At 44.9% G+C, this 14,527-nt stretch carries 13 protein-coding genes; 6 read left to right on the top strand and 7 right to left on the bottom strand.

The annotated features are described in order from the left end of the window. Positions 1-344: 344 nt before the first annotated feature. The 3 genes from L5M37_RS07835 to L5M37_RS07825 are packed head-to-tail and all read right to left on the bottom strand — an operon-like array spanning position 345 to position 2,485. Positions 345-1,070: an amino acid ABC transporter ATP-binding protein gene (locus L5M37_RS07835; RefSeq protein ID WP_106649618.1), complete on the bottom strand. Its 726-nt coding sequence runs from the start codon at positions 1,068-1,070 to the stop codon at positions 345-347. After that, the gene (locus L5M37_RS07830) at positions 1,063-1,743 is read right to left on the bottom strand and encodes an amino acid ABC transporter permease (RefSeq protein ID WP_263146404.1); all 681 of its coding nucleotides are present in this window, start codon (positions 1,741-1,743) and stop codon (positions 1,063-1,065) included. Before L5M37_RS07830 ends, L5M37_RS07835 begins: the two co-directional genes overlap by 8 nt. 7 nt (positions 1,744-1,750) lie before the next feature. Continuing rightward, a complete protein-coding gene (locus tag L5M37_RS07825; protein WP_011847627.1) occupies positions 1,751-2,485 on the bottom strand; it encodes a basic amino acid ABC transporter substrate-binding protein in 735 nt (244 codons plus the stop codon). Positions 2,486-2,918: 433 nt separating this feature from the next. On the opposite strand from L5M37_RS07825, the gene L5M37_RS07820 reads away from it, so the two are divergent. Continuing rightward, complete coding sequence (locus L5M37_RS07820; RefSeq protein WP_263192298.1) at positions 2,919-3,737, top strand: hypothetical protein; 819 nt, start codon at positions 2,919-2,921, stop codon at positions 3,735-3,737. Between the two features lie 8 nt (positions 3,738-3,745). Here the strand turns inward: L5M37_RS07820 and L5M37_RS07815 are convergent, their stop codons facing one another. Next, positions 3,746-4,636, bottom strand: a complete 891-nt coding sequence (locus L5M37_RS07815) for a LysR family transcriptional regulator (protein ID WP_113938996.1) — start codon at positions 4,634-4,636, stop codon at positions 3,746-3,748. Positions 4,637-4,758: 122 nt separating this feature from the next. Between L5M37_RS07815 and L5M37_RS07810 the strand changes: the two genes are divergently transcribed. The 5 genes from L5M37_RS07810 (at position 4,759) to L5M37_RS07790 (ending at position 9,018) form a co-directional block, all read left to right on the top strand. Further along, positions 4,759-5,193, top strand: coding sequence for a CidA/LrgA family protein (locus L5M37_RS07810; protein WP_028761649.1), 435 nt, complete (start codon positions 4,759-4,761; stop codon positions 5,191-5,193). Positions 5,194-5,195: 2 nt separating this feature from the next. Then, complete coding sequence (locus L5M37_RS07805) at positions 5,196-5,915, top strand: LrgB family protein (RefSeq protein WP_263142698.1); 720 nt, start codon at positions 5,196-5,198, stop codon at positions 5,913-5,915. 175 nt (positions 5,916-6,090) lie between these two features. Then, positions 6,091-6,582: a GNAT family N-acetyltransferase gene (locus L5M37_RS07800; protein ID WP_198571830.1), complete on the top strand. Its 492-nt coding sequence runs from the start codon at positions 6,091-6,093 to the stop codon at positions 6,580-6,582. A 396-nt stretch (positions 6,583-6,978) separates the two neighbouring features. Continuing rightward, positions 6,979-7,947, top strand: coding sequence for a D-alanyl-D-alanine endopeptidase (gene pbpG, locus L5M37_RS07795; protein ID WP_105251600.1), 969 nt, complete (start codon positions 6,979-6,981; stop codon positions 7,945-7,947). Between the two features lie 165 nt (positions 7,948-8,112). Continuing rightward, positions 8,113-9,018, top strand: coding sequence for a hypothetical protein (locus tag L5M37_RS07790; RefSeq protein WP_263200021.1), 906 nt, complete (start codon positions 8,113-8,115; stop codon positions 9,016-9,018). Between the two features lie 29 nt (positions 9,019-9,047). Here L5M37_RS07790 and L5M37_RS07785 read toward each other — a convergent pair whose 3' ends face one another. The 3 genes from L5M37_RS07785 to L5M37_RS07775 all read right to left on the bottom strand — a co-directional run bounded on the left by L5M37_RS07785 (position 9,048) and on the right by L5M37_RS07775 (position 14,519). Further along, positions 9,048-10,145: a calcium:proton antiporter gene (locus tag L5M37_RS07785; RefSeq protein WP_025008445.1), complete on the bottom strand. Its 1,098-nt coding sequence runs from the start codon at positions 10,143-10,145 to the stop codon at positions 9,048-9,050. A 143-nt stretch (positions 10,146-10,288) separates the two neighbouring features. Further along, positions 10,289-12,601, bottom strand: coding sequence for a toxin-antitoxin system YwqK family antitoxin (locus L5M37_RS07780; RefSeq protein ID WP_263200020.1), 2,313 nt, complete (start codon positions 12,599-12,601; stop codon positions 10,289-10,291). A gap of 187 nt (positions 12,602-12,788) precedes the next feature. After that, complete coding sequence (locus L5M37_RS07775; protein WP_263200019.1) at positions 12,789-14,519, bottom strand: toxin-antitoxin system YwqK family antitoxin; 1,731 nt, start codon at positions 14,517-14,519, stop codon at positions 12,789-12,791. Positions 14,520-14,527 lie beyond the last annotated feature (8 nt).

Below are 14,527 nucleotides of genomic sequence, written 5' to 3'. Positions count from 1 at the left end.
TAGCAAAACTGGTAGTTAAAATTGGCATTGGGTCACCAGTGAGCGTTGGCGACATGGATGTCGCCGTCGAGCCTATAAGGACATATTCATGGCGTGTCGCTGGAGACACAATGACAATAAACTCCCTGAACAGATAAACGGCTATTTAGCTTTAGTTCAACTCCTGTTAATTCAACGACATAATTTTTATGGTGTTGTGAAAGATGATTGTATCCTGACTTGTCTAATTTAGTCTTTGTCATGAACGTTGAATGTTGGGATCCTAATTTGAATCCTTTGCTCACTGAACGTACTTATAAAGGTCATGACAGTGAGCATGAGGGACAGGACTTAAGCCGCTTAAGCTAACGCAATACTTTGCTTAAAAATGCTTGGGTACGGGCTTCTTTCGGATGGGTGAATAGCTCATCTGGCGGACTAGATTCGACTACATAACCGCCGTCCATAAAGATCACCCGATCGGATACATCACGCGCAAAGCCCATTTCGTGGGTGACAATGACCATGGTCATGCCCTTTAGCGCTAAGTCTTTCATCACGTCTAATACATCCCCGACCATTTCGGGATCGAGTGCCGATGTTGGCTCATCGAACAGCATCAAGTCTGGTTCCATGGCCAATGCGCGGGCAATGGCGACCCTTTGCTTTTGGCCGCCTGATAAACTGGCGGGGTAGGCATTGGCTTTGTCACTTAAACCAACCTGTGCCAGTAGGTCGAGGGCTTTGGTCTCGGCTTGAGCTGGCGTCATCAGTTTTAGGCTGATGGGCGCTAAGGTGATGTTTTGGATGACGGTTTTATGGGGGAACAAGTTAAAGTTTTGGAACACCATGCCCACTTTTTGCCGCAGTTTATCTACGCAGGCGTTTGGCGCTGTGATCAATTGACCTTCAATCTCGATATCGCCTTGGCTTGGCTGCTCTAACAGATTAATACAACGTAAAAAGGTACTCTTGCCACTGCCACTTGGGCCGATCACGCTCACCACTTCACCCTGACGAATATGCTCGCTAATGCCCTTGAGCACTTGGTTATCGCCGAAGTTTTTATGCAGGTTGGTTATTTTAATCACTTTGTTTCAACCTCTTTTCAAATTTCGACAGCACAAATGTGAAGCTGTAGGTCAGGAATAGGTAAATAAGGGCGCAGGTAAATAAGGGCACACTGTCCTCGAAGGTACGGCTACGGATGATTTCACCGGCGCGCATAAGGTCAACACCACCGATAAAGCCAATGACGGCGGTTTCCTTGAGGAGCACGATAAATTCATTACCAAGTGCGGGCAGAATATTCTTAATCGCTTGGGGCAGAATAATCGACTTCATGGTCATTGCTTGGGACAAGCCAAGTGAACGTGCCGCTTCGGTTTGACCTTTATCAACGGCTTGAATCCCCGCGCGGATTATCTCAGAAATATACGCGCCGCTATTGAGACCAAAAGCGATAATAGCGGCGGTGATCTTATCGACATCTAAGGCTGAAAGCACGATGAAGTAAAGGATCACTAATTGCACAACTACTGGGGTGCCACGGATCACACCGACATAAAGATTGGCGGGGAAGCGGATATACCACCTAGACGACATCTTCATAAAGGTGGTGCCAATGCCTAACACTGCGCCTAATAACATGGCGAAGAAAGTGACGATTAATGTCACTTTCAAACCATTTAATATCAGCAGTATGCCTATCATGCCATCTTCGCCAATCGGGCTAAACAGCGAGGTATTAATTGCGTCTATCATGCTGATATCACTTTATATGGGCAGAAACGAGCGTCTGATATTGGCCGTCAGCTTTCATGTTAGCCAGTGTTTTATTGATGCTCGCCAACAGTTCAGGCTGCTCTTTCGACACGGCGAAACCATAAAACTCAGCAGGAAAATCCAGTTTGATCATCTTTAATTCAGGATTTTTAGCCAGATAGTTAGCGGCAGGTTCGCTGTCGAATAACACTAAATCTACCTTTGAATTTTTAAGCTCCATAATGGCTTCGAAACCCGTATTAAAGGCGGTGATATTTTGGGTGTATTTTTTCGACATAATGTCAGCGGTGGTGCCTAACTGCACCGCAAAGTGTTTGCCTTTAATATCTTCAAGCGTATGAATACTATCGTTATCTTTGTTGACTAGTACGACTTGAGTCGCTTCGTAGTAAGGCTCAGAGAAGTTGACGTTTGCTTGACGTTCAGCGGTAATCGTCATGCCTGAGGCGATAAAATCAATCTTGCCTGAGTTGAGTGCGACGATCAGTGAATCGAACTTCATATTTTCGACTTTCAGCGTCTTGCCCGCATCTTTAGCGATTTGCTTGGCCAGATCGATATCAAAGCCTTTGATTTCATCGCCACTTTGGCCGCCAACATATTCAAAAGGAGGGAAGGCGGCATTGGTGCCAACGACTAACACGTCATCGCTTTTTCCGCATCCAGCTAACAACAAGGTGGCAGTTAAGGTCAGGCCGCCTAATAACATGGACTTTTTCATTTAAGACTCTCTTGTTCGATTTCACTATCAGTGTGGCGACTATAGGCAGATGAGCATTAAGTGTCAATAATTATGCTGTTAAATTGATTAAAAATTCATTTCTATTTTGCGGTTTTCAGTTGCAAGATTGAGGCCCGCTGCTTTCCTGTACAAATTTGTGTGTAAGTTGTTTTTTCTGGGTTGAATTATTGTGCTTTGGTCTATAACTATTGTTACTGTTAGGTTTTTGGCTATCTATACTTCTGTGGTGTTTATTAGCGGCTTCTCAATGAGAGTGTCATAATTTGAACTATCGCCTATTATTCTTTGATTAAATTGGCTAGTTTAGCCGCTCTTTAACGGCAACCTTAGTTGGTATTATTCCTATTTTATGCAGTTTAATCCTCTGGCTGATTTGATTATCAAGCTAGAAACGATGTTTCAGGAGTCAAAAGTGAACTATCTCAACTCAGCATTAGTGTGTTTAGCCCTGTGCTTATCGAGTGCACTGCAGGCCGAAGAGCAAACTCAGTGGCATTACAGCTTAGGCAGCCATGATTTTGTGGTCGAGGATTCTCACACCTTAGGGGTAAATGCGAGTCTATTGTTAGAACATAAAACCCAAAGCGATATTTTGCTGACGGCGGCGCTGGATGCCTATATAGACGTAGATGTCGATAAACTCGACCCTGACCATATCCCTGTGTGGTTTAAGTCTGCCTATGCCGCGAGCGGAGAACTTTATCGTGTTAATCCCGCGTTTTCATTCGGTTGGCAGTTCGATTTACAGGGAAAGCGTAATACAGTTAGCTCGGTTGAGAAACAAGCTAAGGTATTTCCTGGGCTGACAGCTAACTTTGATGGGCAAGCATTACAAGCCCAGTTCAAGGCGGGTGCGGGTTATTATTATCTCGAAATCGATGACGATGTGCCTAGAACTCGAGGTTACGATCGTGGCGATTTTGGCAATGGTACGTTTGCTTATACCTTTATGGGAAGTTTAGGGGCTAATGTGACGCCTAAGCTACATATGCAAGTGGCCGCACAAACCTGGCAAGACGAAGACCAATGGTTAGAGAATCAATATCGCTTTGAGCTGAGTTACCAAACCGATTTTTGGCGGCCTAATAGCGTGTTAATGCTGAGCGCTGAGCACACGCAATACAATTTAGACCACTATGCCAAAGTCGATGTTAACTCGGCTGAGTATTTGCCTATTCTGCCATGGGATAGCGATACGCTAGTGCGTTTAAGCTTAGTGGTTCCTTGGTAAGAATAGGGTTATTTATGGGTTAAGTGCTTCTCGACTAAGGCGATCATGGCTTGAGCCGCGAAGGACAATACTTGGTCTTTGCGCCAAAAGAGGGATAACTCCCAGCGCAGCTCGTCACTCGCCAGCGGGATATTTACGACGCCTGACACGCTGTAGCGCCGCGCGATGGAGCGCGGTAATACCATAACCCCTGTGCCCGCGGCGACTAAGGCAATCCCGAAATCGGCTTGGCTAACGCGGGTAATGTTTTTAGGGACAAATCCGGCGTGTCGGCAGGCATTGAGCACTAATTGATAGAGAGTGTATTCGGTTTCGAACATCACCTGAGGGTCGGCACTGAGATCGCTAAACGATAATATCTGTCGGGTGGATAACGGATTTTCCTTAGGCAGCACTACTACCATAGGATCGTTAAACACGCGTATGCCGTCATAACCCTCATCAAAATCAATAATCCCAGTGGCCAGTTCAATTTCGCCCTTTTGGATTGCCGCGGTTTGCTCTACACCGCCACGGACGAGTAAGTGCATCTCTATCTGCGGATATTGCTGGCGATATTTGGCAATAATCGGGGCAAAAATTTCGGCACTCCCTAGAGGAGCCAATCCGAGATTGAGTTCGCCCGCGGTTAAACTGCGTTGGGCCGTGAGTTCAGCGAGCATGCGTTGTCGGCCAGCGAGTAACTCTTTGCCATGTCGATAAACAACTTCGCCCGCGGGCGTGAGTTTGACTTGGGTGCCGCGTTTACCGCGTTCGAGTAAGATGAGGTCTAGCTCCTCTTCCAATTGGCGTACGGCTTTTGATAGTGCAGGTTGGGTGAGATGGACTTTTTCGCTGGCTTTACCGAAGCCTCCAGCATCGACGATTTCGATAAAATAGCGGATAACTTTGAGGTCCATTAAGGTTCACCTTTAAATGTATTCTTAAAATTCATGCATTACATTCTTAATATTCATTTTTTTTATCAAATAGGCAAGCCTAGAATAGCCCTATAGAAAACTTTGTTCTAACCGAGAAAATCATGTCATTCCCACAAGCCGCAATACGTCAGTGTCGACATTGGGCTTTGTTATTAAGCCAAATCGGCCTCTTCTGTTTACTGTCCTTCGCATGTCACTGGTTCGCCACTTGGGCACATTCTCCTATTCCAGGGAGTGTGATTGGCTTAGGCATACTCTTATTTTTATTAGGTTTTAAACTCATTCCTGAAAATGCCGTACAACTGGGCGCCGCTTGGTTGATTGGTGAGTTATTGCTGTTTTTCATCCCGCCAGTGATATCCGTTATTAAGTACGAAGGTTTGTTTGAGCAATACGGCACCAATATATTGTTCACTTTAGTGATGGGCAGTGTGTGTGTGATGTTTGGTACAGGCTTTGTGGTCGATAGAGTGTTTCGTTTTGAGCGCCAACTGAACATCAAAAAGCAAGCCCGTCGCCACGCTAAGGCGGCTTAATGATGACTGACTCAAAAGTGGTGGATTTTGTGTTGTCGCAGACCGGATTAGCCTTATTCAGCTTATTGCTGACAATATTCTGTTACTTCGGTGCCAAGCGTCTCTATAAGTACCATAGAGTCTGGTGGTTAGCGCCCATAGTGTTAGCGCCAATAGTGATTACCTTATTGGTGTTTAATCTTAAGATCCCGCTGCCAACCTATTTTGAATACACCCATTGGTTGATGGCCATGTTAGCGCCCGCGACTATCGCCTTTGCTTTGCCGATTTATCGTGAGCGTAACTTGATCCGCCAGTATCCGCTGACGATAGGGTTAGGTGTAACGGCCGGATTGTTTCTGGGGATGATGTCTTCTTGGCTGTTGGTGAAGTTTGTGCCCTTGCCGGTGGAATTGTCTAAGAGTTTGCTGGTACGTTCGGTGTCGACGCCCTTCGCGATGGAGGCGACCAGTGCCTTTGGCGGCGTGCCTGAGTTGACGGCCATGATGGTGTTAATTACAGGCGTCATTGGCATCTTGGTGTGCGAGCCACTATTTAAATTTATGCGTATTCGTACTTCGTTAGGTAAAGGTGTTGCTCTAGGCGCATCTGCCCATGGTGCAGGCGCCGCAAAAGCCAATGAAATCGGCAAGCAAGAGGGCGTTATCGCCAGTTTGACTATGATTTTTATTGGTATCGCTATGGTGTTAGGCGCACCCGTTTTTGCATTGATTTTTATCTAGGCTTTGAATGCTATCGTGTGAGTTTTATGACTTGAATTTACACACCTCAATTTCGGCAAATTTGCCTCTTCGAGCGCTAACTCCTTCTCGGTTATGCGCTTTTTTTTTGAGCTTACCTTCATAAAATGTGGCATGCTGTACCAAGTTGAAATACATAGTATTAATGGTGATACCTATGTCTAGTAAGTCAGACAAACAACCAAACACGCAATACAGCGTGAGTTTACGCCCGATTATTGAAAGTGATCTTGAAGCTATTTTTGTGCATCAAAGCGATCCCATTGCTAACCAGCTTGCTCAATTTCCTCCTCGAGATCGAGAAGCATTTTTTAAACATTGGCATCAAAATATTCTGGGACAAGTAAATGTATTGCCAAGGGCGATAGTGGTCGATGGCAAGTTTGTGGGCAATATTGGGCATTGGCAAAGTGATGGACAAGCGCTTATAGGGTATTGGATTGACCGTGAATATTGGGGCAAAGGTATCGCGACACAGACCTTAGCGCAATTTTTGCCTTTAGTCAGTTTAAGACCCCTCTTTGCCCATGTGGCTAAACATAATTTAGCTTCACAGCGAGTGCTGCTCAGACACGGCTTTGTGCTGACAGACCAACTGATACAAGAGTGTGAAGATACTGAAGCTTTACTCGAATTTGTCTTACGCTAGCGGATAAGATGCTATAACGCGACATTTTAGGGCGTATGTTAACGCTTTCATTCGCCTAAAATGACGTATTTAGATGCTTGAAACCACTGTTGTACAGGGACTTTTGTTAAAAGTGCAAAAAGTCGCCCATTATTTTCATTTTAAATTATTCTACTGAAAAAAGCCTCTTTCTAAGATTTTGTCTCTACTGTAATTGAAAAGCCTAGATCTAGATGCTTTATTGCTCTGAATTGGTGACAGGTTAAGCTGGTTTTATATAAAAAAATTGAGAAGAAAGTGCTGATCTTACTGATAAAAGTCTAATTGCATTCTATTTCTTTCACTGTAGAACTCCTATACTTAGCCAAAACCTGTGCCATAGCACAATCGATCCCTTATCTATTCAGTGAAATCTATATGAAGATCCGTTTTCTGCTCAGTAGTTTTATTCTTGCGTGCAGCAGTCTCACCGTTGCCACGACAGCGCATTCAGCCGATTCGGCCTCTGTCGCATATAAAAGCACCAAAACTCAATCGACAGCAAAAACGAAGCAAGCACCATTAAAGCAAGAAATTGCAGGACGTAGTGCGATAGTCGTGGACTTAAAAACCAATGAAGTGCTTTATTCCAATAATCCTAATGCAGTAATGTCAATTGCATCTGTCACTAAGTTGATGACAGCTATGGTGGTACTGGATGCAAAGTTACCTATGGAGCAAAAGCTTGCGGTAAACATCCGTGATACCAAAGAAATGAAAGGTGTTTATTCTCGAGTTCGTATCGGCAGTGAAATCAGCCGTAAAGAAATGTTATTGCTGACCTTAATGTCATCAGAAAACCGTGCAGCTGCAAGTCTTGCACATCATTATCCCGGTGGTCATAAAGCTTTTATTAAGGCGATGAATGCCAAAGCAAAAGCGCTGGGAATGAAAAATACCCGCTATGTTGAACCTACAGGTTTATCCTATAAAAACGTTTCGAGTGCCAGTGATCTGATTGTCTTACTCAAGGCCAGTGAAAAGTATCCTATGCTAGGCCAGCTGAGTTCGACCGAGAAGAAGACGGTTACCTTTGCCAACCCAAGATACAGTTTAGATTTTCGTAATACCAATCGTTTGGTTTATAAAGATAACTGGGATATTCATCTAACCAAAACAGGCTTTACGAATGCTGCGGGGCACTGCCTTGTGATGCGTACTGAAATGGCAAAACGCCAAGTGGCATTTGTCGTGCTCGATGCTTACGGCAAATATACTCATATTGCGGATGCTAACCGTTTACGTAACTGGCTAGAGACTGGCAAAGTCACTCCTATTCCTGCTGAAGCTAAGCAATACAAGAAACAACGTAGCCAGCAGCAATTAGCTAAGTTGAGTGAGACCTAGTTTCTCGGTTGCAGCTTTATAAAAGTACAAATTTAACAGGCCAGATGAGCAATCAATCTGGCCTTTATGTTTTAACGCTTTGAGTTGCTACTCAATTTTGGTAAATTTATGATGGATTTGAGCGTACCATAGTCGTTATTTTATGTTCTCAAGGATGACATTCGTGTGGATGTATTTTTAAAAAAAATTCAACTTATCTATTTTCCCTTCTTATTTCTCAGCCTGTTATTTGTTTCTGGTTACAGTTTTGTCCATTGGCTGTTGTTGGTTAACCTTGAGTTTTTTAGCCTAGATGAAGATATCGTTAATTTGTGGCTGCCGCAGATACTGTCTTGGCTATTGTCGATCATTTATATCCGACCTAGGCTAAAACGACTCAAGTTTGTTAAAGATAATTCGCGCTTTTTCTATTTATTGATCGCGGTGCAATTAATGGCTGTTCCTTGCATCGTTGCGCAGGAATATCTCAAGACTACCACGGGGAAGTTAACGCAATTAGCATCGATACAAGAATTGTATCTCCATAAAAATACTCAGTATTATCAGTTGCAGCAATCTTATATTGATAAGACGCAAATTGGTTTGCAGCGAAGCCTAGAGGTTACAGGTAAACATAGTAGCCACTTAAATATGGCGCTGTATATCGCTATGCCGATTTTTGCAGAGCGTGCAGACAGTTGGCATGCTAAGGCCCTCGCTTGGTATGGTAAAGTTTATCAGCAGGAGATCAGTAATCGACTTGAACCCAATGAGAAAGAAGCGCAATTCAAAGCATTTTTGGCTAAATCCCTAAATGAGTTCAATGAGTTGGACCCCCAGAGTTTTGTTTACCTTGAACGATTAGCCCCATCCTCTCTTCGTTCAGAGTTGCTCAGCGCCGCACAAAAAAGTCCGCTTTATCAAGCTGAACATCAAACGATTTTTATGCCCAAATTTGAACCATTTGAGGCTCGTAATGGCCATAAGTTAGTGTGGATTTTTATCTGGTTTGTTGTTGGCGCTTTAGTCTGGTTTGTACTCTTATTGCGGGTCAATCTGGATGAGAAAAGCGTAAAGCCGAGACGCAAATAAATCACGCTCGGCCTTGGATTTAATAAAGTTTAGGCATGTTCAAACATTAAGAACAAGTAAACGATAAACAAGACTATATGAGTCGCGCCATGCAATGCATTGGTGCGACCGCTACTAAAGCTGACCTTACAGACCATTAAACTGGTGATTAACAGCACCATGTCGGCGGGTGACAGGCCTAAATGGACTTCTTGATCTATCACGCTGCCAATAATTAATACCGCAGGGACTGTGAGTGCAATCGTCGCGAGCACTGAGCCAAAATACAGATTCATCGCCCGCTGTAATTGATTGTTTAACGCGGCCTTAAAGCCTCCCACAGCTTCGGGGGATAAAATCAAGCAGGCCACAATAAAGCCCCCTAATGCCTGTGGAGCGCCTAGGGTTGCTACGCTGTAATTGATGGGCATAGCTAAGGTTTTTGCCAGCAAAATGACCACGAGTAAGTAGCCAATTAATAGAATCGTATGGTAAGCATTACTGCGCAGTATGCCGTGGTGTTCCTCATGGTCTTCATGATCGGCATCGACAAAGAAATGGCTGTGGCTCTTCGTCTGTACCACTAAAAAGACGCCATAGAGCAGTATCGAAATAATGATCAGCATCCAAGACATGGCTTTAGACATGCCGCCAATAGTGCCACCTTCGGTAAAATTGGGCAGTACTAAACAGAGTAGGGCGAGGGGAATAATCGCCACGAGATAGGATTTTACGCCATCTAAATTGAAATGCTGGGTATGGTAACGCCAGCCGCCAAGTAATAATGTAAAGCCTACTAAGCCATTGATGATCAACATGACGACGGCGAACATAGTGTCGCGCGCCATGACAGGGTTGGGTTCTCCGGTCAGCATCACGGAGGAGATCATCACCACTTCGAGTGAAATGACCGATAAAGTTAAGATTAAGGTGCCATAGGGATCGCCAAGCTTAATCGCTAGTGCATCTGAGTGGCGTACCACAGAGAAAATGGCCCAAGTCACTACACCCAATAGGGCGAGTGAAACGGGAATATAGGTCGAGAGGGCGGTGCCATCGGCGAGTAAGCTATCGCCACCGGTTTTAAAGAATACTAAGGTCAGTATTCCCAGTAGCAGGGCTAACTCGTCTTTCATAAATGTCTTCATAGGCAATTTGTCCTAAACGAAAAAAAAGGCCGTTAGTATAGACACTGGTTATGGCACACTTTGCATGAAACTTCCTTTAGATTTGGAGTTAAGGATAAATGTTTGAACTAGATCGCTTTTTAATCTAAAACCCCATTTTTAGGCTAGCCATGGTGTTCTGTTTTAATCAGCTTGCCGAGTTGATCATAATGATTCCAATCCCCTGATTCTCGATCGCTGAGATAACTGCCTTCAGTGCGTTTTTCACCATTAGGCCAAAAACTTTGCCATAGACCTTCCTTGCGATCCCTAAGATAAGTGCCTTGTTCGGCTAACTTGCCATTGTTGTGGTAATAGCTGGCATCGCCTTCTTTTTGGCCTTTCACCCAAGTTTCAACGAGTTCTGGCTTACCGTTCTGGTGATATTGCTTCACTTGACCATCAAGCGACCCCTTAGCATAAATTGCCTCTAATTTGAGTTGGCCGTTACTGTAATATTCTTTCGTTTGGCCATGGCTTTGACCGTCTAAAAACTCAGTGCTAGCAGCTTGCATCCCGTCCTCAAACCAGCTTTCCCACAATCCAGTTTGATTACCTTTATCCATAGCCCCGCTGAGTTTTAGCTGGCCATTGTTGGGATAGTACTCGGCATATGGGCCTGTTTTATCATTTTTATCATAGGTTTCTGAGCGGTAAACCACTTGCTTAAAGCTGTAAAACTCTCGAATTCCGTGGCGCTTGTTTTCCTGCCAATGGCTTTTTTGCTGGATATTCCCCTCGGGGATTGTGCCATAGGTAGGGTCTTTTTCTTCGTAGCGATAATCCGTCCACAGACCGGTTTTTTGGTCGTCCAGATACTCCCCTGTCACACGGCGGCGTCCGTGGTAATACTCTGCATAGTTACCATTAAGTTTGCCATTGGCGAAGGTTTGCTCCCGTTGTTTCAGGCCTTCGCTGTACTGTATCCATAGGCCTTCTTTATTGCCGTTTTGATATGTGCCTTCTTCATTGGGATCACCATTGGCATACCAGCGGGCGAAATGGCCATCAAGAGGGTAACGACTGGCATTGTCTTTTTTATCCCGTGCGTAGTGAGATACTTCCCGAGGTTTACCGTTATCGTAAAATGACTCATATTTTCCGACCCATTGGCCATCGATACGTTCGCCGCGCTCACTCACTGTGCCGTCGTCAAAATAGGTTTCTGATTTCCCTGTTGGTTTACCTTCAACGTATTGATCTAGCGTCCGCAGCTTGCCATTGTTGTGGTAACGGCGTGATTCACCGTGACGCTGCCCTTGTCGCCATTGCTCGGAGGATTGCAGCTTGCCAGCGTGATAGCGCTCAAATTGGCCATCCTTAATTCCTATGTCGTAGTGGCTTTTTTCGAGCAGATGACCTTCGGCATCATAACGCTCCGATGGTCCATGAAGCGGGTATTGGCCATTGTCAGCCTGCTTTGAGTCTTGGTAGTTACGTAATTCTTTAAGTTGGCCGTTGTTGTGGAAATATTTTTGCGTACCGGCGAGTTGATCCTGTTTATAGTTGAGAGCACTGGTGAGAATGCCCTCGGCATTAAAATATTGCTGTGGCCCGTCTAATGCACCATTAACATACTGTTCTTCAACTTGTAATTTACCTGCATCATTAAATTGCTGGCATTTCCCTTGGCGTTGCCCAGCGCTATATTGGCAGCGGCTGGCGAGTTCACCATTGGGGTAAAATGTCCGTTCTTCACCCTCGAGCAGATTGAGATTAAACTGGCTGCTGCTCGATTTAGTCCCGTCATCGAAAAAGGTTTCCCATGCTCCTTGGCGACGGCCTTCTGCATCGAAGCGGCCCGTCACTGTGGCTTGTCCATTGGGATTTTGTTCTAAATAAGAACCTGAGAGTTGGTTGTTCGCATAGCTCTGGCTTTGGGACAAGGTTCCGTTTTCATAGAAACTTTCCCATTTCCCGTGGCGCAGGTTATCGAGGTAGCTTTCTTGGGCTTGCAGTTTGCCACTGGCATAGAAACGTTTTACTTGCTCCTTTTTACCGTCTTTATAGCGCGTCGTTTGGCTGAGATGGCCGCTGCTGTTGTATTCCTTCAATTCGCCCGTGGGCACGCCTTTGGCAAATTGCTGTTCCTCAGTAACGGCGCCGCTCAAATCGAACATATGCCAAGTGCCATTTTGATAACCCTGCTGATAGTTTCCTTCGACTAGCTTGCTGTTATTGGTATGAAATACTTGCCATTTACCATTAGGGATCCCCTCGGAAAACTGCCCTAAGGTATAGCCTTGGTTATCGCGCACTATGGCGATATCGCCATTTAAGGGCATGCCAGTGGCGAGATTGTAATAGCTGGGAATTCCGTCCTGTTGGCGGATTTCGACCATCATGGAGGAGAGATTTTGCGCTGCTTGTACATGGACACTGGTTAAGCTGGCTCCCGCAATCGCGAGGCTGATAAAGCGAAATGGCGTATTGAACATGCTGATTCCTTGCTCTGTTCTGGGTCTTAAGGCCGCGCGGTTTGCAGCCTATACAAGAATCCTAATTTTTTGCTGTTGAGTTTATTTATCGGGCTGTGCACTTATATACAGTGCACAGTGCACAGTGCACAGTGCACAGTGCACAGCGCCAAGGGTTAAGTTAATCGATTAAGCGAATATGCTTAGGCTAAAAAATAGGGAAAACATGGTCCGAGGTAATCACCGGCGGCGGTATTTCCCGATTTAAAAACTTGCCATGATGGAAGCTATTGATCACTTCTATCCAGCCATTATCCCTAAATTCGTATTGTTTACCATGAAGCCTGCCCTGCTCGTCATAATTCGCTATTTCAAGCACATAGTCTTCGGTATTACGCAGTTCCCAGTGGCCGACTTGTTTACCTTGGTCGAAGCGTCCGTACCAATAGTGTCTCTCAGGATTTGGCATTGGGTTGAAACCGAACTCACCATGGGTGTACACCCAGTCGCCATCCTGTTGCCCATTGCGGTATTCGCCCTTTTCATACAATTGGCCGTCAGTGGCGTAGCGTTGTACTAATCCTTCGGGGTTGCCATGGTTAAAGTTGATTAATTCAAGCAATTGCCCAGAACTTGTCTCATTACGGAACTCACCATCGAGCTCGCCTTGGGCATCATAGCTAAAGGTGAGGGTGGCATCTTCTTGTTGTTTCTTCCAAGCGCCAACGGGCTTGTCATTGGCATATTGGCCGCGCTCGGCCACCCACTGCTCCCCTGTCTCATGGTTAATTTTCAGCATCTCGTAGGGGCCTTCGCGCTTACCCTCTTTAAAATACTCGCGGGTAATCACTTTTACAGTTTGACTACGGTTTAGGGTTTGCAGATATAAACCGGTCAATTGGTTATCGATATGCTCGCTGCGGCTAATTAACTCACCTTGCTCAAATATTTCGTTGAGGACCCATTTTTTAAGCTTGTCTTCTTCTATGTTAGAGGTAAGTTGACCTTCACTAAAGCGTTGATGCTTACGGTAAACCCAGTTGTTGTCTTGGTGTTTTTCTTCGGTTGAACTGAGCATTTCGCCCTTTTCATTGTATTTAATTGATAACTTCACATTCCATGGCGCCTCTATGATTTCCTTTTGGGCTATCTGGCCATTTTTAAAGTAATCCAGTTGTTCACCGACTTTATAATCATTGTGGTAGCGGTAGTGGCGCTTTACCTTGCCATCGTCAAAATATTCGAAGTAATCCCCGTGTTTCTTACCTTTGACATAAGCTTGGGTCGAAATGATTTTACCAAAGCCCCAATTGGTCTCGTTGCCATGTGTAAGCCCATCCACCATAGGGATTTCGACGTGTAAGTTGCCATTGTCATAGTACTGGGTAACACAAGTACCACTATTACAGACTTTGCCCCTAAGCTTGCCCTCGCTATCAAAAAGCTCGCTTATACCGACCTCTTTGCCATCTTTATAGGTCGTTTTGTACCGGATCTTCCCACCTTCCCAGTAACCCGTTTCAAGGCCTTGTTTAACGCCATTTTCATAGTGCGATTCAACATACAATTGACCCGTGGCGATATATTTTTTGAGCAGGCCATGAAGTTGACCTTGCTCGTTGCGAAAGCCTTGTTCGTAGGGCTTGCCATCCTCAAAGTAGCATTGATAAGCACCGCGAAATTGTTCGCTTGTGAGGGTTTTGCCAATTTTGTTATCGGCGAGGGCACTGGCGCAGAAAAGCATATCGTTATTTTTGTAATAAACTTCAGCCTTATAATTTCCGTCGATAACTTCGGTCGATTTTTTTAGATAGTATTGAGCCTGTTTTTCATCTTTGACAACCTTCCAATGGGCATCGAGTAACACCTTTTGTGCATTGGCCTGGGTGCTGATAAGTACGATTGCTCCAAGGAGCAGTTTTACTGTAAATAGACGCATAACCGCTC

Source organism: Shewanella sp. SM69 (assembly GCF_025653985.1).
In the GTDB taxonomy this organism is placed as follows: Bacteria; Pseudomonadota; Gammaproteobacteria; order Enterobacterales; family Shewanellaceae; genus Shewanella; species Shewanella oncorhynchi.
The sequence above is the reverse complement of the archived record's forward strand: the minus strand, read 5'-3'. Positions and strand labels throughout refer to the sequence as shown.

Excerpts from the sequence above, each read along its gene's own strand:
- L5M37_RS07830 (WP_263146404.1), bottom strand. The coding sequence starts at position 1,743 with ATGATAGACGCAATTAATACCTCGCTGTTTAGCCCGATTGGCGAAGAT.
- L5M37_RS07780 (WP_263200020.1), bottom strand. The coding sequence starts at position 12,601 with ATGTTCAATACGCCATTTCGCTTTATCAGCCTCGCGATTGCGGGAGCC.
- L5M37_RS07815 (WP_113938996.1), bottom strand. The coding sequence starts at position 4,636 with ATGGACCTCAAAGTTATCCGCTATTTTATCGAAATCGTCGATGCTGGA.
- L5M37_RS07825 (WP_011847627.1), bottom strand. The coding sequence starts at position 2,485 with ATGAAAAAGTCCATGTTATTAGGCGGCCTGACCTTAACTGCCACCTTG.
- pbpG (WP_105251600.1), top strand. The coding sequence starts at position 6,979 with ATGAAGATCCGTTTTCTGCTCAGTAGTTTTATTCTTGCGTGCAGCAGT.
- L5M37_RS07800 (WP_198571830.1), top strand. The coding sequence starts at position 6,091 with ATGTCTAGTAAGTCAGACAAACAACCAAACACGCAATACAGCGTGAGT.
- L5M37_RS07810 (WP_028761649.1), top strand. The coding sequence starts at position 4,759 with ATGTCATTCCCACAAGCCGCAATACGTCAGTGTCGACATTGGGCTTTG.
- L5M37_RS07775 (WP_263200019.1), bottom strand. The coding sequence starts at position 14,519 with ATGCGTCTATTTACAGTAAAACTGCTCCTTGGAGCAATCGTACTTATC.
- L5M37_RS07805 (WP_263142698.1), top strand. The coding sequence starts at position 5,196 with ATGACTGACTCAAAAGTGGTGGATTTTGTGTTGTCGCAGACCGGATTA.
- L5M37_RS07785 (WP_025008445.1), bottom strand. The coding sequence starts at position 10,145 with ATGAAGACATTTATGAAAGACGAGTTAGCCCTGCTACTGGGAATACTG.